The organism is Streptomyces kunmingensis, assembly GCF_039533535.1.
Classification (GTDB): Bacteria; Actinomycetota; Actinomycetes; order Streptomycetales; family Streptomycetaceae; genus Streptomyces; species Streptomyces kunmingensis.
This window is the reverse complement of record NZ_BAAATS010000018.1, coordinates 381533-403970: the sequence shown is the minus strand read 5'-3', so window position 1 is coordinate 403970 and position 22438 is coordinate 381533. Positions and strand designations below refer to the sequence as shown.

Annotated in this window: 20 protein-coding genes; 11 read left to right on the top strand and 9 right to left on the bottom strand. The window is 69.9% G+C overall.

Annotation, left to right across the window (positions count from 1 at the left end):
• Positions 1-145: 145 nt before the first annotated feature.
• From ABD366_RS23435 to ABD366_RS23420, 4 genes are all read left to right on the top strand, one after another.
• Positions 146-640 (top strand): WXG100 family type VII secretion target, encoded by a 495-nt coding sequence (locus ABD366_RS23435; protein ID WP_324771754.1) that lies wholly within the window; start codon positions 146-148, stop codon positions 638-640.
• A gap of 61 nt (positions 641-701) precedes the next feature.
• Entirely contained in the window at positions 702-2300 is a 1599-nt protein-coding gene (locus ABD366_RS23430; protein WP_324771753.1) for a peptidoglycan-binding protein, read from the top strand.
• A gap of 6 nt (positions 2301-2306) precedes the next feature.
• The gene (locus ABD366_RS23425) at positions 2307-2912 is read left to right on the top strand and encodes a protease inhibitor I42 family protein (RefSeq protein ID WP_324771752.1); all 606 of its coding nucleotides are present in this window, start codon (positions 2307-2309) and stop codon (positions 2910-2912) included.
• A 17-nt stretch (positions 2913-2929) separates the two neighbouring features.
• Positions 2930-3352, top strand: coding sequence for a hypothetical protein (locus tag ABD366_RS23420; protein ID WP_324771751.1), 423 nt, complete (start codon positions 2930-2932; stop codon positions 3350-3352).
• On the opposite strand, the gene ABD366_RS23415 is transcribed toward ABD366_RS23420, so the two are convergent.
• Positions 3328-4650 (bottom strand): cytochrome P450, encoded by a 1323-nt coding sequence (locus tag ABD366_RS23415; RefSeq protein ID WP_324771750.1) that lies wholly within the window; start codon positions 4648-4650, stop codon positions 3328-3330. The genes ABD366_RS23420 and ABD366_RS23415 overlap by 25 nt on opposite strands.
• A gap of 233 nt (positions 4651-4883) precedes the next feature.
• Between ABD366_RS23415 and ABD366_RS23410 the strand changes: the two genes are divergently transcribed.
• A complete protein-coding gene (locus ABD366_RS23410) occupies positions 4884-5675 on the top strand; it encodes a class I SAM-dependent methyltransferase (RefSeq protein WP_324771749.1) in 792 nt (263 codons plus the stop codon).
• 478 nt (positions 5676-6153) lie between these two features.
• On the opposite strand, the gene mgrA is transcribed toward ABD366_RS23410, so the two are convergent.
• Complete coding sequence (mgrA, locus tag ABD366_RS23405) at positions 6154-7191, bottom strand: L-glyceraldehyde 3-phosphate reductase (RefSeq protein WP_324771748.1); 1038 nt, start codon at positions 7189-7191, stop codon at positions 6154-6156.
• 155 nt (positions 7192-7346) lie between these two features.
• On the opposite strand from mgrA, the gene ABD366_RS23400 reads away from it, so the two are divergent.
• From ABD366_RS23400 to ABD366_RS23385, 4 genes are all read left to right on the top strand, one after another.
• A complete protein-coding gene (locus ABD366_RS23400) occupies positions 7347-8120 on the top strand; it encodes an isoprenyl transferase (RefSeq protein WP_324771747.1) in 774 nt (257 codons plus the stop codon).
• A 347-nt stretch (positions 8121-8467) separates the two neighbouring features.
• A complete protein-coding gene (gene phoH2 / locus ABD366_RS23395; protein ID WP_324771746.1) occupies positions 8468-9790 on the top strand; it encodes an RNA 5'-3' helicase PhoH2 in 1323 nt (440 codons plus the stop codon).
• Between the two features lie 407 nt (positions 9791-10197).
• Positions 10198-10911 (top strand): aggregation-promoting factor C-terminal-like domain-containing protein, encoded by a 714-nt coding sequence (locus tag ABD366_RS23390; RefSeq protein WP_458860721.1) that lies wholly within the window; start codon positions 10198-10200, stop codon positions 10909-10911.
• A 132-nt stretch (positions 10912-11043) separates the two neighbouring features.
• Positions 11044-12435 carry an AI-2E family transporter gene (locus tag ABD366_RS23385; RefSeq protein WP_324771745.1) on the top strand — a complete coding sequence of 464 codons (1392 nt, stop codon included), beginning with the start codon at positions 11044-11046 and terminating at the stop codon, positions 12433-12435.
• A gap of 86 nt (positions 12436-12521) precedes the next feature.
• Here ABD366_RS23385 and ABD366_RS23380 read toward each other — a convergent pair whose 3' ends face one another.
• On the bottom strand, positions 12522-13052 hold the full coding sequence (locus ABD366_RS23380) for an alkyl hydroperoxide reductase (protein ID WP_324771744.1): 531 nt from the start codon (positions 13050-13052) through the stop codon (positions 12522-12524).
• Positions 13053-13080: 28 nt separating this feature from the next.
• A complete protein-coding gene (locus ABD366_RS23375) occupies positions 13081-13635 on the bottom strand; it encodes a peroxiredoxin (RefSeq protein WP_324771743.1) in 555 nt (184 codons plus the stop codon).
• Between the two features lie 132 nt (positions 13636-13767).
• Between ABD366_RS23375 and ABD366_RS23370 the strand changes: the two genes are divergently transcribed.
• The gene (locus ABD366_RS23370) at positions 13768-14754 is read left to right on the top strand and encodes a LysR substrate-binding domain-containing protein (RefSeq protein WP_324771742.1); all 987 of its coding nucleotides are present in this window, start codon (positions 13768-13770) and stop codon (positions 14752-14754) included.
• Between the two features lie 68 nt (positions 14755-14822).
• Here ABD366_RS23370 and ABD366_RS23365 read toward each other — a convergent pair whose 3' ends face one another.
• The 5 genes from ABD366_RS23365 to ABD366_RS23345 form a co-directional block, all read right to left on the bottom strand.
• Positions 14823-17204 (bottom strand): ABC transporter permease, encoded by a 2382-nt coding sequence (locus tag ABD366_RS23365; protein WP_324771741.1) that lies wholly within the window; start codon positions 17202-17204, stop codon positions 14823-14825.
• Complete coding sequence (locus ABD366_RS23360) at positions 17201-17887, bottom strand: ABC transporter ATP-binding protein (protein WP_324771740.1); 687 nt, start codon at positions 17885-17887, stop codon at positions 17201-17203. The genes ABD366_RS23365 and ABD366_RS23360 overlap by 4 nt, the downstream gene beginning before the upstream one ends.
• Positions 17884-18411: a PadR family transcriptional regulator gene (locus ABD366_RS23355; protein ID WP_324771739.1), complete on the bottom strand. Its 528-nt coding sequence runs from the start codon at positions 18409-18411 to the stop codon at positions 17884-17886. Before ABD366_RS23355 ends, ABD366_RS23360 begins: the two co-directional genes overlap by 4 nt.
• Positions 18412-18697: 286 nt before the next feature.
• Positions 18698-18919: a type II toxin-antitoxin system antitoxin gene (locus ABD366_RS23350; protein WP_324771738.1), complete on the bottom strand. Its 222-nt coding sequence runs from the start codon at positions 18917-18919 to the stop codon at positions 18698-18700.
• The gene (locus ABD366_RS23345) at positions 18916-19851 is read right to left on the bottom strand and encodes an SPFH domain-containing protein (RefSeq protein WP_324771737.1); all 936 of its coding nucleotides are present in this window, start codon (positions 19849-19851) and stop codon (positions 18916-18918) included. The genes ABD366_RS23350 and ABD366_RS23345 overlap by 4 nt, the downstream gene beginning before the upstream one ends.
• 277 nt (positions 19852-20128) lie before the next feature.
• Here ABD366_RS23345 and ABD366_RS23340 point away from each other — a divergent pair, with 277 nt between their 5' ends.
• Entirely contained in the window at positions 20129-22411 is a 2283-nt protein-coding gene (locus tag ABD366_RS23340) for a transglycosylase domain-containing protein (RefSeq protein ID WP_324771736.1), read from the top strand.
• Positions 22412-22438: the final 27 nt, after the last annotated feature.

Below are 22438 nucleotides of genomic sequence, written 5' to 3'. Positions count from 1 at the left end.
CGACCGCCAAGACGGAGGGGGCGTCCGCCTGTGCCAAGGGTGTGACAGAAGTTGTCGGCGGGGTGCCTTTAGGCGATCATTACCTGCGCGTCGCAAACGCAACCTGCCCGCATGGCGGGTAGTTGACGAGTCTCGGGGGAGCGCCATGGGTTCGAACGACGGGTACGAGGTCAAGCACGCGGGCATGAAGAGCCAGGCCAAGGCGCTGGACGACGCGGGCGACGACGCCGGGGCGATACGGGAGTTGATCGGCGCCACGCCCTGCTACCCGCAGGAGGTGCTCGGCGGCTCGGACGCCGGCCCCGCCTTCAACGCGTACAGCACGGCCTGGACCGCGGAGGCCCGCACGCTGGAGGACGCGCTCCACGAACTCGCCGACAAGGTACGCGCCTCCAAGGGCGCCTACCAGGGCTCCGACGGGCTCGTGCGCACCAGCGCGGAGCGCGTCTCCGTCAGGGAAGCCGTCAGCACCAACCCGGCGTACGGCACCAACCCGGCGTACGGCACCAACCCCGCGTACGGCACCGCCCCCGTCGGCACGAATCCGGTCCACGCGAACCGGCCCGCCGCCCTCGGCACCGCACCCATCGGCACCAACCCCGTCCAGGGCGAACGCCCCTCGGCCCTGACCGATTACTGACCGGCGTCCGAGCCGTACCCGAGACGTCACTTCGCCGACCACCCCGAGGGGCCGATCCACCGTGACCGAATCCACCACCGACCGTCGCAAGCGCCTCTCCGAGCTGCGCGGCTCCATATCCTCCGCCGACAGCAAGAACGACCTGATCGACGCGATCGACGACGCCCTCGGTGTCGCCGCGCCGGAGGGTGACCCGGCCACGATCGAGTCGCTCGGCAAGCGCTACCGCGGCCAGGCCGACGACGCCATGAAGGTCCACGACCGCTCCGACGCCGTGTCCCGCAAGGGGCTGCCCGACATCTGGGTCGGGGACACCTCGGTGCTCGCCTCCGCCGCCGTCGACGCCGCCACCCGCGCCGCCGAGCAGATGGCCGACGCCCTGCGCGGAGGCGGCAACGTCCTGCTGACGCTCTCCGACGCCATCGAGGCCGCGCAGACCCAGGACGGTGCGGGCCGCACCAAACTGCGCGACGCCCGCGGCCAGCTCGGCGGCAAGGACGGCTTCTTCGACACCTGGCACGAGGACGACGGGGAGGAGGCGGCGCGCAAGAAGGCCCGTTCGCTCGCCTCCACGGGCGTCGACGAACTGCACGCCGCCGCTGTCACCGCCGACGACGCGGCCCGCGCCGCGGCCCGTGACCTGAACAAGTACGCGGCCGAGGCCCGCGCGGGGAAGCTGTCCACCGACGACCTCTCCGCCGTGGACCGGCTCGCGCTCGCCGACGCCGCCAACGTCAGCGGCGACCCGGAGTGGAACGAGATCCTCAGCGCCAACGACCTGGAGCGCTCCGGGCGGGCCATGGAGAACCTCTCCCCGGCCGAACAGGCGCGTATGGAGAAGCTCCTGGCGGGGGCCTCCACCCCGCAGGAGAAGGCGTACCTGATGAAGGCCCTCGCCTCCGGGTACTCCGTGGACGAGGTCGAGACGTTCGGCGGGAAGATCCACGGCAAGGACGCGACCTGGTTGCAGGAGCATCTCTCGCCCATCACCACCGGGGGCGACAGCATGGACGACGAGGGCGTCAACGCCAACGGGTCCAACACGAACACCGACCCCCAGGCCTTCGACGGGCAGGGCTGGACGCAGGGCGGCGACGGCCAGGAGGGCTCGTGCGTCGCGTCGTCCACCGTCACCGCCCGCGCCATGGTCGACCCGGTCTACGCCCTCGGACTCACCGGCGGCCCCAGCGGGCAGGAGGACGACGCGGACGCCTTCCGTGACCGGCTCGTCGACGAGCAGCACCGGGTGCACGAGGAGGGCGACGGCGGCCACACCCACTTCTGGACGGACGTCCCGGACGGCATGGACAACGACGGCAAGACCGAGGTCGTGAACAAGGAGATCAGCCCGCACACCGGCAGCGGCTACGAGTTCAAGGAGGTCAAGAGCGCCGACGACCGGCGCGACGTCCTGCCGGACATCGAGAAGTCGGTGGCCGACGGCAAGCCGGTCCCCATCGGTATCGAGGGCTACGACGACGGCGACCGCTCCGGGCACGCGGTGATGATCGTCGGCCAGGAGGGCGACATGCTCCAGGTCTACAACCCGTGGGGCACGACCACCTGGATCAGCGAGGACGACTTCGTCAACGGAGGCATGGCCAAGGCCAGCAGCAACAGCCTGCCCGACGCCTACGGCGTCCACGTACCCCAGGACTGACCTGACATGAAGATCACCCAGCGCACGACCAGCCACCGCACGACCACCCAACGCACGATCACTCAGCGCTCGCTCACCAGGCCCACCGCGCGCGCGACGGCTCTCGCCGCGCTGCTCGGCCTCTCCCTCACCGCCCTCACGGCCTGCGGCGACTCCGGCGGCGGTACCGCGTTCGGGCCCGAGGACCGGAGCGTCAGCGTGACGAAGGGGGAGGCGTTCACCCTCACCGTCCCCGCCAACCCGTCCTTCAACCAGGCCTGGTACCTCACCGACCCCGCCCCGGACACGAACGTACTGAAGTACCGCGGCGAGCGGCGCGACACCGACGGCAGCCCCCTCGACGGCGGCGCCGACGGCACCCAGTCCTTCGACTTCACGGCCCGCGAGAAGGGCCGGACGACGGTACGGCTGCTGTACTGCCCGATGAACACCTGCAACGGGCCCAGCGAGGGCACCCCGTACCCCACGCCCACCCCGACGACGACCGCCACGAGCGACGCGTCCGGCAGCCCGTCCCCGTCGCCCTCCGCGTCCCTGTCCCCGTACCCCACGGCCACCGGCACCCCGGACACCAAGGCCGCCTTCTACGTCTTCACCGTCACGGTCAGCTGACCGGAACCGAGGTCCCCATGTCTGCCGCAGCCAGCCCCGCCCCCCGCACCGACGACCAGCTCCTGGAAGCGACCGACGTCGAGTCGCTGCTGAGGTACGGCCTGAACCCGGAGACCCGCGAAGCCTTCCGTCCGGCCCTGTCCGGCGACGGTGCCATCGCCGCGGCCATCACCCTGGACCGGCTCGGCGTGCTGCCGCGCTCGGTCGCGTACATCGCGAAGATCGTGCGCGCGGGCGGTGTCCGCTACGCCGCCGAACTCGCCGAGCCGCTGCCCGACCCGGCCGCGGCCGAGGTGCTGCGCGGCTGGCTGGAGACCGCGGCGCAGCACACCGGGGCGGACGCGGACGGTGAGACGCTCACCGCCCGCTGGCTGGACGCCGTCGCCGAGATCATGGGCCTGCGCGGCGAGACGCGTCAGGCGTCCCGGTCCTCCAGGTAGACCGGCAGGGCGTCCACCCCGTACACGATCGACAGCTTGCGGAACTCCAGCTCCGCCGAGGGCACCGCCAGCTTCAACCCCGGGAACGTACGCACCAGTTGGGGGAAGGCCGCCCGTAGCTCCATCTTGCCGAGCTCCGCGCCGATGCAGCGGTGGATCCCGTAGCCGAACGCCAGGTGCGAGGAGGCCGGCGGGCGCGCGGGCAGGAAGGCGTCCATGTCGTCGTCGGGCCCGCCGAGGCGCGGGTCCCGGTCCGCCGCGCTCAGCGAGACGATGACGATGTCGCCGCCGGATATGGGGACCCCGCCGATCTCGGTGGACTCGCGGGCGAACCGCGGGAACGCCGTCTGCACGACCGTGAGATGGCGCAGGAGTTCGTCGACGAAGGGCGCCGCCACCGTCGCCGGGTCCTCGGCGTCCCGCAGCGCGTCGAAGTGCTCCCGGTCCTGGAGCATGATCAGCGTGCCGAGGGCGATCATGCTCGCGGTGGTCTCCAGGCCGCCGGTCAGGACGCCGTCGGCGAGGCCCGTCAGCTCCTCGTCGGTGATGGAGTCGCCGTGCTCGCGCACCAGCATGCCGAGCAGGCCCTCGCCCGGGTTGCGCCGCTGCTCGGCGACGACGCCGCGCAGGTAGTCCAGGGACTGCGAGACCGCGCCGAACGAGGCACCCGCCCCGCCCAGCACGTCGAACCGGGCGACCGAGAACTGCTGGAATGCGTCGCGTTCCTCGTACGGGACGCCGAGCAACTCGCAGATCACCAGGGCCGGTACCGGCATCGCGAAGTGCTCGACGAAGTCGACCGTGCCGTCGCCCGACTCCCGCGCCGCCTTCTCCAGGTGGAGCAGCTGCTCCTCGACGATGGCGTGGATGCGGGGCGTCAGACGTGAGAGCCGGCGCATCGTGAACTCGGGGGTGAGCAGCCGCCGCAGCCGCGTGTGGTCCGGCGGATCGCAGAAGCCGAGACCGCCCGGGTTCTGGTCGGCCCCCGCGCCGCCCACCCCGACCAGGTGGCGGAAGTCGTTGCTGAACGCCTTGGCGTCGCCGAGGACTTCCTTCGCCTCGTCGTAACCGGACACGAGCCAGACCGTCATGCCGGGGATCGGCAGTTTGCTGACCGGTTCCCGGTCACGCAGGACCCCGATCTCGGGTACCGGGTCGAGGCCCTGGCGGCGCAGCGGAAGCAGCGCCGCGTCAGGCAGTTTCGCCAGCACGGACAGATCGAGGCTGCCGCCCTTCCTCCGCAGCCGGGAGAAGTAGAGGCGGGTCAGCCAGGTCGCTATCGCGGAACGTACGGACATGTGCTCGCATCTCTGCGGTGGGACGGACGGGCCTACGGGTACATGGACGGGTACGTGGGGGGCCGTGGTTCTGACGGTGCGCGGGGGTCCGCCAAGGGTACGTGCGTTCACCGGGTCCCACGGAAGAGGGGCCGTCCCCCGGATCTGCCCTGGGGCCAGCCCTACCGCGGCCGCGAACGGGGCCGCCGACAAATGGAGAGGAACGGGGCCCCGGTTCCCGGGATCATGGGGCCATGGCCAACGACGCACACGCCCCGCACCGCCACCGCTCCTTCGACGAACTCGTCGCGGAGGCCGTCGCCGAGCCCACCGAGGGCTGGGACTTCTCCTGGTTCGAGGGGCGGGCCACGGAAGAGCGGCCGTCGTGGGGGTACGCCCGCGCCATGGGGGAGCGCCTGGGCCGCGCCGAGGCCGCCCTCGACCTGCAGACCGGCGGCGGCGAGGTCCTCGACCGGGCGCCCGCGCTGCCGGCCCTGACCGCCGCCACCGAGGGCTGGCCGCCGAACGTGCAGAAGGCGACCCGGCGCCTCGGCCCCCGCGGCGTGGTCGTCGTCGCCTCGCCCGAGGACGCCCCGCTGCCCTTCGCCGACGCCGCCTTCGACCTGGTCACCAGCCGCCACCCGGTCAGGGCCCCGTTCGCCGAGATCGCCCGCGTGCTGCGCCCCGGGGGCACGTACTTCGCCCAGCACGTCGGCCCCAGCAGCGTGTTCGAGGTCGTCGAGTACTTCCTGGGCCCGCAGCCCGAGGAGAGCCGCCGGGCCAGGGACCCGTACGCGGAGAAGGCGCAGGCCGAGGCCGCGGGCCTGGACGTCGTCGATCTGCGCGCGGAGCGGCTGCGCATCGAGTTCTTCGACATCGGGGCCGTCGTGTACTTCCTGCGCAAGGTCATCTGGATGGTCCCGGGCTTCACGGCCGAGGCCTACCGCCCCCAACTCCTCGCCCTGCACGAGCGGATCGGGAAGGAAGCCCCGTTCGTCGCCCACAGCACCCGGCACCTGATCGAGGCCCGCAGGCCGGCGGCGTAGCCCTACAGCAAAGCGAAGCAACCGATTCCGCATCGTTACCGATACGCACTCGATCCACACGTAAACCTCACGTAAGTTCAGACCAACGGCAGTTCGCGTGAGCAAAGCTGCGCGCCGGTACCGCGCGGCGGAGGGGGCCGCGCGGTGCCGTTCGCCCTCTCGCCCGTCGCCGTTCGCGCGTCAACCACGCGCATGACACGGAAGAGGGATGCCGAATCCCGGGTGGCGCCCTGTGAAGACAGTGCCAGGGACGCCTGTGGGCCTGCTGTGCGGCGGCCGGAAACGATTCTCGGGGCGCAGCCGGTCGATTCCGGAGAGTAATGGTGGCGCGCCGGTGCACACGTTGGCACTTACGAAGGGTTATGGTGGAAACCCCCCCTCGGGCCGGTCCGTATCCCCCCCCCACGGACCGGCCCGTTTTTTGTCCGCGCGCAGGACGGCACAAGCCCCGCTCGGGGCCCGTGCCCGCCCCGCCGGATCAGCTCCGGCCCGCCCAGATGTTGGTGCCGGGGGTGGAGACGGCGAACGAGTCGATTTCGGTCAGCTCCTCGTCCGTCAGCTTCGGCCCCGCGAGCGCCGCGACGTTCTCCTCCAGCTGCTTCACGCTGGACGCGCCGATCAGCGCCGACGTCATCCGCTCGTCCCGCAGCACCCAGCTCAGCGCGAGCTGCGCGAGGGACTGGCCACGCCGCTGCGCGATGTCGTTCAGACCGTTCAGCCGGCGCACGACCTCGTCGCTCAGCAGATCCGGGTCGAGCGACTTGCCCTGCGTGGCGCGCGAGCCCTCCGGAATGCCCTTGAGGTACTTGCCGGTGAGCAGACCCTGCGCGAGCGGCACGAAGGAGATGCAGCCCATGCCGGCCGCCTCCAGGGTGTCGAGCAGCCGGTTGTCCTCGGTCCAGCGGTTGATCATCGAGTAGGACGGCTGGTGGATGAGGGCCGGCACGCCCATCTCCTTCAGCAGCCGCGCGGCCTCGGCCGTCTGCTCACTGGTGTACGAGGAGACGCCGACGTACAGCGCCTTGCCCTGCTGCACCGCCGATGCGAGCGCTCCCATCGTCTCCTCGAGCGGAGTGTCCGGGTCGAAGCGGTGCGAGTAGAAGATGTCGACGTAGTCGAGGCCCATCCGCTTCAGCGACGCGTCGAGCGACGACATGAGGTACTTGCGGCTGCCCCACTCGCCGTACGGGCCGGGGTGCATGAGGTACCCCGCCTTGGTGGAGATGACCAACTCGTCCCGGTACGGGGCGAAGTCCTGCGCGAACATCTTGCCGAAGTTCAGCTCGGCGGAACCGGCCGGCGGCCCGTAGTTGTTCGCCAGGTCGAAGTGCGTGACGCCCAGATCGAAGGCGCGGCGCAGGATCGCGCGCTGCGAGCCGAGCGTGCGGTCGTCGCCGAAGTTGTGCCACAGGCCCAGCGAGATCGCGGGCAGCTTCAGGCCGCTGCGGCCCGTGCGCCGGTACTCCATGGACTCGTACCGGTCGCCGGAAGCGACGTAAGGAGAGGTGTCGTTCATGAACACGAAACTACGTCAGTCCGCTGAACTCCCCTAGCGGGTACCCGACAGACCGGGCTCACAGGCGCCCCGGGGGCACGGCGGGAAGGGTGCTTTCACAGGGGTAGGCTTTCGCCCTCGGGGACCGCCGTCTGCACGGAGAGGCTGAAAACACCGTGAACCTGCGCGACAGGCTGCGCGGCCTGCTGGTCGGGCTGTACGCACGCCGGGTGGAAGGCCACCTGGACCACGCCCAGGTGCCCAAGCACATCGGGGTCATCATGGATGGCAACCGGCGCTGGGCGAAGGCCGCCGGATCCACCGCAGCTCAGGGCCACCAGGCGGGCGCCGCCAAGATCGAGGAGTTCCTCGGCTGGTGCAGCGAGACGGACGTCGAGGTCGTCACCCTGTGGCTGCTCTCGACGGACAACTTCGACCGGCCCCAGGAGGAGCTGGTCCCGCTGCTCGCCATCATCGAGGGCGTCGTCCGCTCGCTCGCCACCGACGGCCGCTGGCGCGTGCACCACGTCGGCGCCGCCGACATCCTGCCCTCCGGTATGCGCACGGCCCTCAAGGAGGCCGAGGAGGCCACCGCGGACCGCGACGGAATAGTGGTCAACGTGGCGATCGGTTACGGCGGCCGCCAGGAGATCGCCGACGCCGTCCGCTCGATGCTCCTCGACGCCGCCGACAGGGGCAGCTCCCTGGAGCAGGTCGCCGACGACGTCACCATCGACCTGATCGGCAAGCACCTCTACACCAGCGCCCAGCCCGACCCCGACCTCGTCATCCGCACCAGCGGCGAACAGCGGCTGTCCGGATTCATGCTGTGGCAGACGGCGCATTCCGAGTACTACTTCTGTGACGTCTTCTGGCCCGCGTTCCGCAAGGTCGACTTCCTGCGCGCGATGCGCGACTACGCCGCCCGGCACCGCCGTTTCGGCGGCTGACCCCTCGTCACAGCTCCCGCACAGCGGGGCTGGGTTCTAAAAGGGTCATCAGGAGTTAACGTACGCGCCGCCCTATGCCGTGGCATGGCTGCGCGTGTTCGAGGGAATAAGCCTTCCAGGTCGGTGTCCGAACCACGGACGCCGGTTCTCAGCGGACGGCACGGGGCCGTCCGCCCGGGAGGCCCTTTGCACCAGGTGGACCGTACGCAGGTCAGTACGGGCGACGACTTGGAGGGCCGGCTCGCGGCCCGCGCGCGGGGGTCGACGACCGGCAGTTCATGCCCGCCCTTCCGGCCCTGCATTCCCTCCGTCGCTCCCCGACCTCTTCCGAGGGGGTACGTCCTTCCGTGGTGAACAGCAACAAGCGCCACAAGCCAGACCGGCGCACCTATGTTCTCGACACCAGCGTCCTGCTGGCCGATCCGAACGCCATGACCCGATTCGACGAACACGAAGTCGTGCTTCCTGTCGTCGTGGTCACGGAGTTGGAGGCCAAACGGCATCATCCGGAGCTGGGGTACTTCGCCCGGCAGGCCCTGCGCCTGCTGGACGACTACCGCATCCGCTTCGGGCGCCTGGACGCCCCGATCCCCACTGGGGAACTGGGCGGCACGCTCCGCGTCGAGCTCAACCACTCCGACCCCAGCGTCCTGCCTTCGGGCTACCGCCTCGGGGACAACGACTCACGGATCCTCGCGGTCGCCCGCAACTTGCAGGCCGAGGGATTCGACGTCACGGTCGTGTCGAAGGACCTGCCGCTCAGGATCAAGGCGTCCTCGGTCGGCCTCCTCGCCGAGGAGTACCGCGCCGAGCTCGCCATCACGGAGTCCGGCTGGACCGGAATGTCCGAACTGACCCTGCCCGCGGAGCAGGTCGACCTTCTCTTCGAGGAGGACAGCCTCTACGTTCCCGAGGCCGCGGACATCCCCGTGCACACGGGTCTGACGATCCACTCCGAGCGCGGCAAGGCCCTCGGCCGGGTCACGCCCGAGGGCAATGTGCGGCTCGTGCGCGGCGACCGGGAGGCGTTCGGCCTCAAGGGGCGCAGCGCGGAGCAGCGGATCGCCCTCGATCTGCTCCTCGACCCGGACATCGGCATCGTCTCGATGGGCGGCCGGGCGGGCACCGGCAAGTCCGCGCTCGCCCTCTGCGCGGGCCTGGAAGCCGTGTTGGAGCGGCGCCAGCACAAGAAGGTGATGGTCTTCCGGCCGCTGTACGCGGTCGGCGGGCAGGAGCTCGGCTATCTGCCGGGCTCCGAGGCCGAGAAGATGGGGCCGTGGGCGCAGGCCGTCTTCGACACCCTCTCGGCGGTCACCTCGCGCGAGGTCATCGAGGAGGTCACGTCCCGCGGCATGCTGGAGGTGCTGCCGCTCACCCACATCCGCGGCCGGTCGCTGCACGACGCGTTCGTGATCGTGGACGAGGCCCAATCCCTGGAACGCAACGTCCTGTTGACCGTTCTGTCCCGTATCGGGGCGAACTCGCGGGTGGTCCTCACCCACGATGTCGCCCAGCGCGACAACCTCAGGGTCGGCCGCTACGACGGTGTCGTCGCGGTCGTCGAGAAGCTGAAGGGACACCCGCTGTTCGCACACGTCACGCTCACCCGGTCGGAGCGCTCGCAGATCGCGGCGCTCGTGACCGAAATGCTGGAGGACGGCCAGATCTAGGGTAGTTGGCCCCACTTGGCGCCGTCCGGAGAAGCCAGAGAGCTTATCCGGGCGGCGCCTCGGCGTGTGTGCGTTTCCGTGAAACCCCTGGGGCAAACGGGGTGTGACCTTTCACACCCAGCACAGAATTGCCTTGCGACGTACGCATACGGCAGAGTCTCGGTTCCGTCAGGCCCCGCATACGACACTTGCGTACCCCCAGCGGTACAGCCCCACCGCAGCACCTGCTGCACCTGAACTTCATAGCGATCGTCGTATGCCGCCCGAGCACCACGCGGCGCTCCCCGAGCGGGAGTTGTCCACCGGGCCCGTGCCTCCCGTGACCCGTCAGTTGGGAGGCCAGTGCCAGGGGCACGATTGCGTCCGCGAGGGTCACACTCCAGCGGATGATGCTGGAAGGAAACCGTGTGAGCCGGATCTCGGTCCGGGGATTCGCAGTGGCTTCGGCCACCGCGGTCACCACTGTCGGCGCCGTCGTGGGTGTTGCCTCGGGCAGCACCGCTCAGCCCTCGAACGAGGCAGAGGCCACGGCCGGCGACGCGACCCTCCTCGCGGACATACCCGCGGGTCAGCAGGCGCAGGTGCAGACCGCGTCCCTGACTCAGCAGGCGCAGACGCAGGCCATCGCGGCCGACAGCGCGGCACAGAAGACGGCGGAGGAGACGGCCCGCAAGCAGGCCGCCGAGGACGCCATCGCCAAGCAGAAGGACGCGCAGGCCGCGAAGGACAAGGCCGAGAAGGAGGCGAAGCAGCGCGAGGAGGCCAAGAAGCAGGCCGCCAGCCGTTCCGCCACGCGCGACGCCTCCAGCTTCTCGGTCCAGTCGTCGTACTCCACCGCCCAGATCCAGGCGATGGCGCGCCAGATGGTGCCGGCCGGTCAGTTCCAGTGCTTCAGCAACATCGTGAACCACGAGTCCAGCTGGAACTACACGGCCACGAACGCCTCTTCCGGCGCCTACGGTCTCTTCCAGGCACTGCCCGCCTCCAAGTACTCCTCGGCGGGCGCCGACTGGCAGACGAACCCGGCCACCCAGATCAAGTGGGGCCTCAACTACATGAACGTGCGCTACGGCAGCCCGTGCGAGGCCTGGGGCTTCTGGCAGGCCAACCACTGGTACTGAGCGGGTCACCTCTCAACCTCGCGAAGCCCCTCACCGTCTTTCGGTGGGGGGCTTCCGCGTATCCCGATGTACCGTCTTGATCCATAGGCTCCGGGGGGAGTGGTGAGAGCGCACGGGGGAAAGGGACGGATCATGGAGCGCGTGCCAAGCTGGCTCGGCAGAGTCGGCGCCGGAATCAGCAGAGTGGGCGAGCGGCTCGACGAGCGCCGCGCCGAGGCCGAGCGGAGCCGGGACGAGGATCTCTCCGGCCCGCCCGCCAGGACCGCCCCGCGGCGTCCGGCGGCCGGGGCGGTGTCCGACGAGCCGTCCGCCGAGGGCTCGCACGAAGAGGAGCCGCACGAGCAGGTGCCCGCGCCTCCCGCGTACGCGCCCGCCGTGTCGGCCCGGCCCGAGCCGGCCGTGGCCGTGCCGTGGGGACTGCGGGTCGCCGCGGAGGCCGCCTGGCGCCTCCTCGTGCTCGCCGGCACGGTCTGGGTCCTGATCAAGGTCATCAGCTCGGTGCAGCTGGTGGTGTTCGCGTTCGTCGCGGCGCTGCTCATCACCGCGCTGCTCCAGCCGACGGTGGCCCGGCTGCGCCGCCACGGCGTCCCCCGAGGGCTCGCGACGGCTCTCACCGCCATCCTCGGCTTCGTCATCATGGGGCTCGTCGGCTGGTTCGTGGTCTGGCAGGTCCAGGAGAACATCGACACGCTCTCCGACCAGGTCCAGGACGGCATCGACGAGCTGCGCAAGTGGCTCCTCAACAGCCCGTTCCACGTGACCGAGGACCAGATCAACGACATCGCGAAATCCCTGCGCGACGCGATCGGCGCGAACACGGAGTCGATCACGTCGGCGGGCCTCGAGGGCGTCACCGTCATCGTCGAGGCGATGACCGGGATCCTGCTCGCGATGTTCTCGACGCTGTTCCTGCTCTACGACGGCAAGCGCATCTGGGAGTGGACGCTCAAGCTGTTCCCGGCGCAGGCGCGGCCCGGGATCGCGGGGGCGGGCCCGAGGGCGTGGCGGACGCTGACGGCGTACGTCCGCGGGACGGTCATAGTGGCCCTGATCGACGCCATCTTCATCGGCCTCGGCATCTTCTTCCTCGGGGTGCCGATGGCGGTGCCGCTCGCCGTCTTCATCTTCCTGTTCGCGTTCATCCCGCTGGTCGGCGCCGTCGTCTCCGGCGCGCTCGCCGTGGTCGTGGCGCTGGTCACCCAGGGCGTGTTCACCGCCGTGATGGTCCTGGCGGTGGTCCTCGCCGTCCAGCAGATCGAGGGCCACATCCTCCAGCCGTTCATCCTCGGCCGCGCGGTGCGGGTCCACCCCCTGGCCGTGGTCCTGTCCGTGGCCGCGGGCGGAATGGTGTCCGGGATCGGCGGAGCGGTGGTGGCGGTACCGCTCGTCGCCGTGACGAACACGGTGGTGGTCTACCTACGCTCGTGGTCCCAGAACGCGGCTACGCACCGGGCACCACCGACGAGTCCAAGCCCTTCCTCTTCAAGCCCCTCCGAGCCCCAACCAAGCCCCTCCGGCGATTGAGGAGCGGGGTCCGGGGCGGAGTCCCGTGACAGGACATGAGTGAGGGGGGCCGGATCGGATCCGGCCCCCCTCACTCATGAGAAGGCTCAGGCCAGCGCAGCCTCGGCATCGAGGGTGACCCCGACAGCCTGCAGAACCGAAGCGATCTTGAACGCTTCCTGCACGACCTCACGCGAGACATCCGCCTTGCGAAGCACCTGCTCGTGAGAGTCGAGACACATCCCGCACCCATTGATCGCGGAGACGGCGAACGACCACAGCTCGAAGTCGACCTTGTCGACACCCGGGTTGCCGATGACGTTCATCCGCAGCCCCGCCCGCATCGTCCCGTACTCGGAGTCCGAGAGCAGGTGACGCGTGCGGTAGAACACGTTGTTCATCGACATGATGGCGGCGGCCGACTTGGCGGCCGTGTACGCCTCGGGCGACAGGTTCGCCTTCGCCTCGGGCTCCAGCTCGCGCAGCACGCGCGGGGAGCGGGAGGCGATGGCGCACGCCAGGACCGTGCCCCACAGCTGCTGCTGCGGGAGGTCCGAGTTGCCGATGACCGAGCCCAGGTTGAGCTTCAGGTCCTTGGCGTAGTCCGGTATGGCGGACTTGAGTTCATCGAGAGCCATGTCAGTGCTCGTTACCCTTCCGTTTCCGTCACTCGCCCGACAGCAGCGCGACCGGGTCGAGGGTCTCGTCGCCCTTGCTCCAGTTGCAGGGGCACAGCTCGTCGGTCTGCAGGGCGTCGAGGACCCGGAGGACCTCCTTGGGGTTACGGCCCACGGAACCGGCGGTCACCATCGTGAACTGGATCTCGTTGTTCTGGTCGACGATGAAGACGGCGCGCTGGGCGAAGCCGTCCTCGCCCTCGATGCCGAGGTCACGCATGAGCTCGTGCTTGGAGTCGGCCAGCATCGGGAAGGGCAGGTCCGTCAGGTCCGGGTGGTCCTTGCGCCAGGCGTGGTGCACGAACTCGGAGTCACCGGAGAAGCCGAGGACCTGGGCGTCACGGTCGGCGAACTCCTCGTTCAGCTTGCCGAACGCGGCGATCTCGGTCGGGCACACGAAGGTGAAGTCCTTGGGCCACGCGAAGACGATCTTCCACTTGCCCTCGTACGTCTTGTGGTTGATCTGCTCGAACTCCGAGCCCTTTTCCAGCGAGACGCAGGCGGTCAGGTCGAACTCGGGGAACTTGTCACCGACAGTGAGCACACGCTCTCCTTGCAGCGAGAAACATCCCTTTTGAGGACGTTTCCATGGGTTGGACTGTGAGAGATCGTGGCACAGAGTGCATTGATTACGGAAATAGCTAGACTCGGTCGTGTTGATCGGAGGTGGCTATCAGTGGCCGTACAGAACGGAAAGCCCGCGGGCGCGCGGAAGAGGCAGCCGAGCCTGGCGCAGCTACGGGCGTTCGCCGCGGTCGCGGAACATCTGCACTTCAGGGACGCGGCGGCCGCGATCGGGATGAGCCAGCCCGCCCTGTCCGGCGCGGTGTCCGCCCTGGAAGAGACGCTCGGGGTGACCCTCCTCGAGCGTACGACGAGAAGAGTGCTGCTCTCGGCGGCCGGGGAGCGGATCGCGGCGCGGGCCAAGGCCGTGCTCGACGAGGTCGGCGCGCTGATGGAGGAGGCCGAGGCCGTACGGGCGCCGTTCACCGGCGTGCTGCGGCTCGGGGTGATCCCGACCGTCGCGCCCTATCTGCTGCCGACCGTGCTGCGGCTCGTGCACGAGGCGTATCCGGAGCTGGATCTCCAGGTGCACGAGGAGCAGACCGCGTCGCTGATCGAGGGGCTGACGGCCGGGCGGCTCGATCTGCTGCTGCTCGCTGTGCCGCTCGGCGTGCCAGGGGTCACCGAACTCCCGCTGTTCGACGAGGACTTCGTGCTCGTCACGCCGCTGGACCACTGGCTCGGCGGGCGCGAGGGAATTCCGCGCGAGGCGCTGCGCGAGCTGAATCTGCTGCTCCTCGACGAGGGGCACTGTCTGCGGGACCAGGCGCTGGACATCTGCCGGGAGGCGGGTCGTGGTGACGCGCCCGTCACCACGACCGCCGCCGGTCTCGCCACGCTCGTCCAGCTCGTCGCCGGCGGGCTCGGCGTGACGCTGCTGCCCCGGACGGCGGTCGCGGTCGAGACCAGCCGCAGCAGCCAGTTGCTCACCGGTTACTTCGCCGACCCCGCCCCCACACGCCGGGTCGCCCTGGCGATGCGCACGGGGGCCGCACGCGCGGCGGAGTACGAGGAACTGGCAGAGGCGCTACGGGGCGCGCTACAGGGACTCCCGGTCAAAATATGCCCCAGCTCAAGCCCCTCCGGGGCGGCAATATAAGCCCCTCCGGCGCTTGAGGAGCGGGGCCCGGGGCAGAGCCCCGTGACCTCCGCACAAGCGCCGGGTGCCTATTCCGTACGCAGACCATCCGCCCGCATCATCCTCCAGAGCGGCGGCATGCTCAGCAGCGTCACCGCCGCGATAGCCGCGGCGCCAACCCCCGCCAGGGGCAGGAACAACAGCCAGTCCGTGACCGGCTTGTCGGCAAGACGCAGCATCAGCCACCCCAGCACAAGCCCGCCACCGATCGCGACGGCCAGTCCGAGGACGACCGGGATCGCCGTCTGCCACAGCACCGACCAGGCGAGCGTCGAACGCCGCGTACCGTAGGCGACCAGGACAGACAACAGGCGCTTGCGGTCACGCAGTTGCTCGATCTGTGAGACCAGCATGGAGGCCGCGATCAGCGTCATCGTCAGGGCGGCCGCGGTGAACAGCCCCCGCCGGATGCTCGCGTACTCACTGTTGCGCTCCACCGTGCGGTAGTTCCACACGTGCATCCCCGGATCGAGCCGGAACGCGGTGTTGCGTACGTGGTCGGACGCGTCCGGCACCGACTCGTCGATCTGGATCTGGGCGGACGTCGACGCGGACTCCAGCTTCGTGACGTCCAGTGCGGACGGAGTGGCGAGGATGCCCCCGAAGCTGGTGCCGCCCGGGTCGCGCCGCGACTGCACGAGACGGGCATCGGCGGGCAGCGTCCACCGGTTGGTCGCCGTGTCGCCGAGGGTGAGCTTGCTGCCGGGCTTGGCGATGTTCGCCAGTTCCTGGTCGTCCTCGGGATAGTCGGACCCGGTGACCCGGAAGACGTCGCCCTCCCGGCAGGACGGCAGTTTCGCCAGCTCACGCAGGGTGGCACAGGAGCCGACGGAGACCGACACCACGTGCGCGACGCCGTCCTCGTCCGGCTTGGCGCCCGCGGCCTCCGCCCAGGTGTCCACGGTGCCGATCACCGACCGGACCCCCTTGGTGGTCCCGAAGTCCCGCACCATCCGCTCGGCGAGTTCCCCGTCGCCGATGCCGGTGTTCGCGGCGATCTGCGCCCGCTGGGGATCCTGGTCCGTCGTCTTGCTGAAGTCGTCGTTGATGCCGACGGTGAACATCTGCAGGGCGATGCCGCCCGCCACCGCGATGGTGATGCCGGCGACCGCACGGCTCGCCGCGTTACTGGTCAACTGGAGCCTGCGCACAGCGAGTTGCCACGGCACCGAACCGCCGCGCAGCCGGTGCACGACCGCCTCCACGATCCACGGCATCACCAGGACCAGACCGAGCAGCGTCAGGGTGATGCCCGCCGAGATCTGTACGACGCCCGACGTGCCCAACGCGTCCGAGGGGCCCGAGGTGAGCAGGAGCAGCGCACCGAAGACCGGCACGGGCAGCCGCCACCACAGGCGCCTGCTGCGCGTGCGGCCGCTGCGCACGACGCCCAGCGGCTCGATCGCCACCGAGCGCAGCGCGAACACCGTCACGGCGACCGCCGCGAGGGGTACTGCCAGCAGGATCAGCAGGGCGAGCGCGGGCACCGGCGTCAGATCCGAGGGGAACGTCGAGAGCCGCCAGAGCCGCACCATGCCCAGCAGCTGGCGTCCGGCCAGGAAGAAGACGACGCCGAACACGAGGCCGACCAGGGTGCCGAACAGCGCCTCGCCGGCGGCCATCCGGCGCGTCATCCGCGCGTCGGCGCCGACCAGGCGCAGCGCGGCCAGGCGCCGGTCGCGCCGTTCGCCGCCGAACCGGACGGCCGTCGCGATGAAGATGGCGACCGGCACGAGGAGCACGACACAGGCCAGCACGATGAGCACGATGAGGATCGGGTCGAGCGGCTGGCTCGGGTACGTCATCCCGAAGTGGTCGATGCGGGAGGCGTCCCGGTCGACGCTCAGGCTGTCGCTGCCGATGTACAGATACTGCTCGAAGGGGTCGCCGAGGCCCGGCTCGTGGATCGTGCCCACGATGCGGTAGGGGTAGCGCTCCTTGAGGAGCTTGTTGCCGGGATCGTCGAGCGCCTCCTCCAGGGCGGGCGAGACCACCATCTCGCCGGGGCCCGGGATCCTGTCGACGCCGGGCGGCAGCGGCGCGTGCCGGCCCTCGGGGCGCACCAGATACCCGCCGATCGAGCTGGACCGGAAGTCGGAGGACGCGTCCACGGTGAGCATCGTGCGGTCGCTGCGTTCGAGCTGTCCGTCCTGCCCGACGCCGATCTGGCGGGAGTCGGCGCGCACATCGCGCTGGTGCATCAGCGTCGGCACGGACGCGGCGCCGAGCAGCAGGCCCACGCCGAGGCCGACGCCGAGCGCGGTGAGCAGCGTACGGACCCAGCCCTCGCGGCCGCCCGAGGCGGCGAAACGGATACCGAGGCCGAGATCGCGCAGCCAGCCCTTCGGACCCGAGGGCCCGGCCGTGGCGGGCGCCGCCGCGGCGTTTCTGTGATCGTCGAGGAGCGTCATCGGGTGAACTCCATGTCCCGCGACTTGCCGTCCCGTACGACGATCTCGCGGTCCGAGTAGGCGGCGACCCGCGTCTCGTGCGTGACCAGGACGACCGCGGTGTTGGAGCCGCGGGCCGCGTCGGTGAGCAGCTCCATGACGCGCTCGCCGTTGAGCGAGTCCAGGGCGCCGGTCGGCTCGTCGGCGAAGAGCACGCGCGGGTTCGTGACCAGGGACCGGGCCACGGCGACGCGCTGGCCCTGACCGCCCGAGATCTCGCCCGGCCGCTTGCCCGCGAGGGACTCGACCTCCAGGCGCTCCAGCCAGGTGGTCGCCCGGCGTTCGGCGTCCTTGCGCTTGACGCCGGTCAGCCGCAGCGGAAGCGCCACGTTCTCGACGCAGGTCAGCTCGGGTACCAGCTGGCCGAACTGGAAGACGAAACCGAACTCGGAGCGGCGCAGGGCGCTGCGCTCGGCGTCGGGCATGGCGGACAGCTCGCGGCCGTCGTACGTGATCGTCCCGGAGTCCGGGGTGACGATGCCCGCGAGGCAGTGCAGCAGCGTCGACTTGCCCGAGCCCGAGGGGCCCATGACGGCGACGATCTCGCCCGGGTGGATGGTGAACGAGGCACCGTCCAGGGCGGGCGTGGGCCCGTACGCCTTGTGCAGGTCGTGGGCGGCGAGAAGGGATCCGGCGGGAGTCATGAGGAGCGCACCTCCGCGGCGAGCTTGTCGAGGCGCGCGGCGGTCAGTTCCAGCCAGCGCAGGTCGGCTTCCAGGTGGAACAGGGCGTGGTCGCAGATCAGCTGGTCGGCGAGGTCGCCCTTGCGCTTGCGGTCCGTGAGGATGCGCATCAGACGCAGGTGCTCGGCGCGCTGCCTGTCGAGGATCTCGCCGGCGTCGCGCTCGGTGAGCAGCGCGAGGACGACCTTGGTGTAGAGGGTCGACTGGAGGTACGGCTCCGGCTTCTCCGGGGTCGCGAGCCACTGCCGTACGTCCGTGACGCCGGCTTCGGTGATCGCGTACCGCTTGCGCTCGGGGCCGCCGCCGGCCTCTATCCCGTCGACCTCGACGAGGCCGTTCTTCAGGAGGCGGGACATGGTCGAGTAGACCTGCCCGTAGTGCAGCGGCTTGTCGTGACCGAATGTCTCGTCGAAGGTGCGCTTGAGGTCGTAGCCGTGGCGGGGGCCGGACTCCAGGAGCCCGAGGAGGGTGTGACCGATGGACATGCGGAGGACTGTACACCGTGTGTATACCTGGCGTGTATAGCGGCCTGGGCTGCTTCGCGGGGGCTGTCGTTGTCGGCCGCGGCCCGGTGGGGCTTCTCGCGCAGTTCCCCGCGCCCCTGGAATGCGCACTTCGTGCGCCATCTCAGGGGCGCAAGGAAAGCGCCCCCAGGGCTGCGGCGATGCCGCATGCTCCAGGGGCGCGGGGAACTGCGCGAGCGACCACGACGGCGCGGCACCGGCCGACGGACCTCACACTGCAACGGCGCGCGGAGTCGCTTCCCGCTCCTCAATCGCCGGAGGGGCCCGACCTGGGCCGACCCCGCCCAGGAATGGGCCCGGCCGAACCGGGGAGCCGGCCCGCCTCGGCGAGGGCCCGGCGCAGGACGAACTCGATCTGCGCGTTCGCGGAGCGCAGCTCGTCCCCGGCCCACCGGGCCAACGCCTCGTACACGGCGGGATCGAGCCGCAGCAGCACCTGCTTACGGGACGGGGGAGGCGGCGGGGTCACTGGTACAGCGTCCCCGTGTTGACGATGGGCTGCGCGGCACGGTCCCCGCAGAGCACGACCAGCAGGTTGGACACCATCGCGGCCTTGCGCTCCTCGTCGAGCGCCACGAAATCCTGCTCGGTGATCCGGGCGAGCGCGTCCTCGACCATGCCCACGGCGCCGTCGACGATCAGCCGCCGGGCGGCGACCACGGCACCGGCCTGCTGCCGCTGGAGCATCGCCGAGGCGATCTCGGGCGCGTAGGCGAGGTGCGTGAAGCGGGACTCGATGATCTGCACGCCCGCGGCCTCCACGCGCGCGTGCAGTTCGACCGCGAGCTTCTCGGTGATCTCCTCGGCGTTGCCGCGCAGCGACAGCCCGTCCTCGTCGTGGGCGTCGTAGGGGTACTCGATGGCGATGTGCCGGACGGCGGCCTCGGTCTGCGTGGAGACGAACTCCAGGAAGTCGTCGACCTCGAACGTGGCCTGCGCGGTGTCCTCGACCTTCCAGACGACGACCGCGGCGAGCTCGATCGGGTTGCCGTACGCGTCGTTGACCTTGAGGACGGCAGTCTCGTGGTTGCGTACGCGCGTCGAGACCTTGGTGCGCGAGGTCAGCGGGTTGACCCAGCGCAGCCCGTCCTCGCGGATCGTGCCGCGGTAGCGGCCGAAGAGCTGGACGACGCGGGCCTCGCCCGGCGCCACCATGTTCAGGCCGCCCATCGCGAAGAGCGAGGCGATGCCGACGAGGATGCCGGCGACGACCAGCACCGCCTGCACCGCGCCGCTCGTCGAGGTGAGCGTGGCGCCCACGATGATCAGGCCCACGCCGACGATCAGGCCGAGGAGCCCGAGCAGCAGCGCGAGCCCGCCCCCGATGCTGTGCGCCGTGAACTCGCGCACACGCGCCTTCGGCATCGCCGGTACGTCTGGTGTGGCGTCCGTCTCGGACATGGTGGTCCCCGTCTCTTTGAGCTGGAGGTTCGTGGCGGATGCGCCCCGAACCGCGTCTAGCAAAGTGATATCACTTTATCTTGCCCGGCAACCATCCGCACCCCTGGATCGTCGGTTCCCATGGGGCAGGTGCTGATTGTCACGTCCTGAAATGACCGAAAGGGCAGGGTTTTGCCTTAAGTCGCGGTGTTAGCTTCATGAGCTGATTCGGCACGGAAGTGCCTGCGCACGAGACCTGGTCACGAAGTCACGAACGAGAAGCGGAGCAACTGAGGTCATGGGCCGAGCGGATGCGAGAAATGCGCGCAAGCGCGCGGCGCGGCCGTCGGGCATACGCCGCTTCTTCACGTGGAAGAAGCTTCTGGGTGCCTTCTTCGGGTTCGTGCTGCTGATCATGGGCGCGTTCGTCGTGCTGTACATGGTGATCGAGGTGCCCGAGGGCAACCCGGACGCCAAGTTGCAGAGCAACGTCTACAAGTACGGCGACGGCACGACCATGGCCCGTACCGGTGAGGTCAACCGGGAGATCGTCGACCTGTCCGAGGTGCCCAAGGAGGTCCAGCACACCTTCGTCGCGGCCGAGAACAAGACGTTCTACAAGGACAAGGGCGTCGACCTGAAGGGCACCGCCCGCGGCGTCCTCAACACGGTCACCGGCAAGGGCAAGCAGGGTGGCTCGACCATCACCCAGCAGTACGTGAAGAACTACTACCTCACGCAGGACCAGACCGTCACGCGCAAGCTGAAGGAACTGGTCATCTCGCTCAAGGTCGACCGCAAGAAGTCCAAGGACGAGATCCTCGCCGGTTACATCAACACCAGCTTCTACGGCCGCAGCGCGTGGGGCGTCCAGGCCGCGGCGCAGGCCTACTACAACGTCGACGCCTCGAAGCTGAGCGTCGAGCAGGGCGCCTATCTCGCGGCGCTCCTCCAGGCCCCGAACCAGTACGACTGGGCGATCGCCACCGACACCGGCAAGGCGCTCGCCAAGCAGCGCTGGAACTACGTCCTGGACAACATGGTCGACATGCACTGGATCAGCGCGAGCGAGCGCCAGGGCATGAAGTTCCCCGTGCCGAAGGAGCCGAAGGCCGCCGCCGGGCTCCAGGGCCAGGAGGGCTACCTCTACACGGCCGCCAAGGCTGAGGTGATCAAGGAACTGAAGATCACCGAGGCGCAGTTCGACGCGGGCGGCTACACGGTCACCCTCAACATCGACCGCAAGAAGCAGAAGCAGCTGGAGAAGTCGGTCAAGCAGCAGCTGACCGGAAAGCTGCACCCGAAGAGCGACAAGACCGACGCGGACGTGCAGGCCGGCGCCGTCTCGGTCGATCCGAAGACCGGCAAGATCCTCGCCATGTACGGCGGCAGCAGTATCAGCGAGCACTGGGTCAACAACGCCACGCGTACCGACTACCAGCCGGCGTCCACCTTCAAGCCGATCATCCTCGCGGCCGCCCTGGAGAACAACGCAGAGACCCAGCGCGGCCAGTCCATCAACGCGAACACGATCTACGACGGCACCAACAAGCGCCCGGTCGTGGACGACGGCAAGAAGGTCGGCTTCGCACCGCCGAACGAGGACGACGAGAGCTACGGCCCGGTCACCGTGCAGACCGCCATGAACAAGTCCGTCAACTCCGTCTTCGCGCAGATGGGCGCCGACGTCGGCATGGACCAGGTCATGGCGACGGCCAAGAAGCTCGGCATGGACGGAGCCGACCTCAAGCCGTACGCGGCGCAGACCCTCGGCACCATGGGCGCGAGCCCGCTGGAGATGGCCGGCGTCTACGCGACCCTCGACAACCACGGCAGGCAGGTCACCCCGCAGATCGTGAAGTCGGTGTCCAAGCAGGGCGAGGAGCTCCAGCTGGACGACGCGATCGGGGAACAGGTGCTCAGCCGCGGCGCCGCCGACTCGGTCACCTCGGTGCTGACCGGTGTGGTCGACGACGGTACGGCGCGCGAGTCGGTACGCAACAACACGGCGCGCGACGGCCAGAAGGTCGCGGGCAAGACGGGTACGTCCGACTGCAACAGGTCGGCCTGGTTCACCGGTTACACCCCGGACCTCGTCACGTCGGTGGGCCTGTTCGGTGAGGCGGCCGAATCGGGCACCACCCGGTGCGGGACCGACGAGCCGGTGCAGGTCAAGAAGGGCGGTCACGTCTCGCTGTCGGGCGCGGGCGGTGGCGGCCGGGTCAACGGCGGTGGCTTCCCGGCCCAGATCTGGGCCCAGTACACCTTCAACTCCTCCAGCACCTCCGCCAAGTTCGATCTCGACACCGACATGGGTGCGGGCGTCGCACCGACGACGACGGCCCCGGCCACGCCGACGACGCCGCCCTCGTCCCCGTCGACGCCGACCGCCCCGCCGTCCTCGTCGACGCCCCCGCCGTCGACCCCGACGACGCCGACCGCGCCGCCGAGCACCACGACGCCGCCGAGCGAGCCGTCGGACCCCGAGACCACACCCACCGATCCGACCTCGCCGCCCTGGGGCGGCATCCCGGAGGATCCGGGGGACGGCATCGCCAACGGCAGAGGCGACGACGGCTGACCGCACACGCGTGAGGGGCGCCGGGGA

Excerpts from the sequence above, each read along its gene's own strand:
- ABD366_RS23435 (WP_324771754.1), top strand. The coding sequence starts at position 146 with ATGGGTTCGAACGACGGGTACGAGGTCAAGCACGCGGGCATGAAGAGC.
- ABD366_RS23425 (WP_324771752.1), top strand. The coding sequence starts at position 2,307 with ATGAAGATCACCCAGCGCACGACCAGCCACCGCACGACCACCCAACGC.
- ABD366_RS23420 (WP_324771751.1), top strand. The coding sequence starts at position 2,930 with ATGTCTGCCGCAGCCAGCCCCGCCCCCCGCACCGACGACCAGCTCCTG.
- ABD366_RS23415 (WP_324771750.1), bottom strand. The coding sequence starts at position 4,650 with ATGTCCGTACGTTCCGCGATAGCGACCTGGCTGACCCGCCTCTACTTC.
- ABD366_RS23410 (WP_324771749.1), top strand. The coding sequence starts at position 4,884 with ATGGCCAACGACGCACACGCCCCGCACCGCCACCGCTCCTTCGACGAA.
- mgrA (WP_324771748.1), bottom strand. The coding sequence starts at position 7,191 with ATGAACGACACCTCTCCTTACGTCGCTTCCGGCGACCGGTACGAGTCC.
- ABD366_RS23385 (WP_324771745.1), top strand. The coding sequence starts at position 11,044 with ATGGAGCGCGTGCCAAGCTGGCTCGGCAGAGTCGGCGCCGGAATCAGC.
- ABD366_RS23380 (WP_324771744.1), bottom strand. The coding sequence starts at position 13,052 with ATGGCTCTCGATGAACTCAAGTCCGCCATACCGGACTACGCCAAGGAC.
- ABD366_RS23365 (WP_324771741.1), bottom strand. The coding sequence starts at position 17,204 with ATGACGCTCCTCGACGATCACAGAAACGCCGCGGCGGCGCCCGCCACG.
- ABD366_RS23360 (WP_324771740.1), bottom strand. The coding sequence starts at position 17,887 with ATGACTCCCGCCGGATCCCTTCTCGCCGCCCACGACCTGCACAAGGCG.
- ABD366_RS23355 (WP_324771739.1), bottom strand. The coding sequence starts at position 18,411 with ATGTCCATCGGTCACACCCTCCTCGGGCTCCTGGAGTCCGGCCCCCGC.
- ABD366_RS23345 (WP_324771737.1), bottom strand. The coding sequence starts at position 19,851 with ATGTCCGAGACGGACGCCACACCAGACGTACCGGCGATGCCGAAGGCG.
- ABD366_RS23340 (WP_324771736.1), top strand. The coding sequence starts at position 20,129 with ATGGGCCGAGCGGATGCGAGAAATGCGCGCAAGCGCGCGGCGCGGCCG.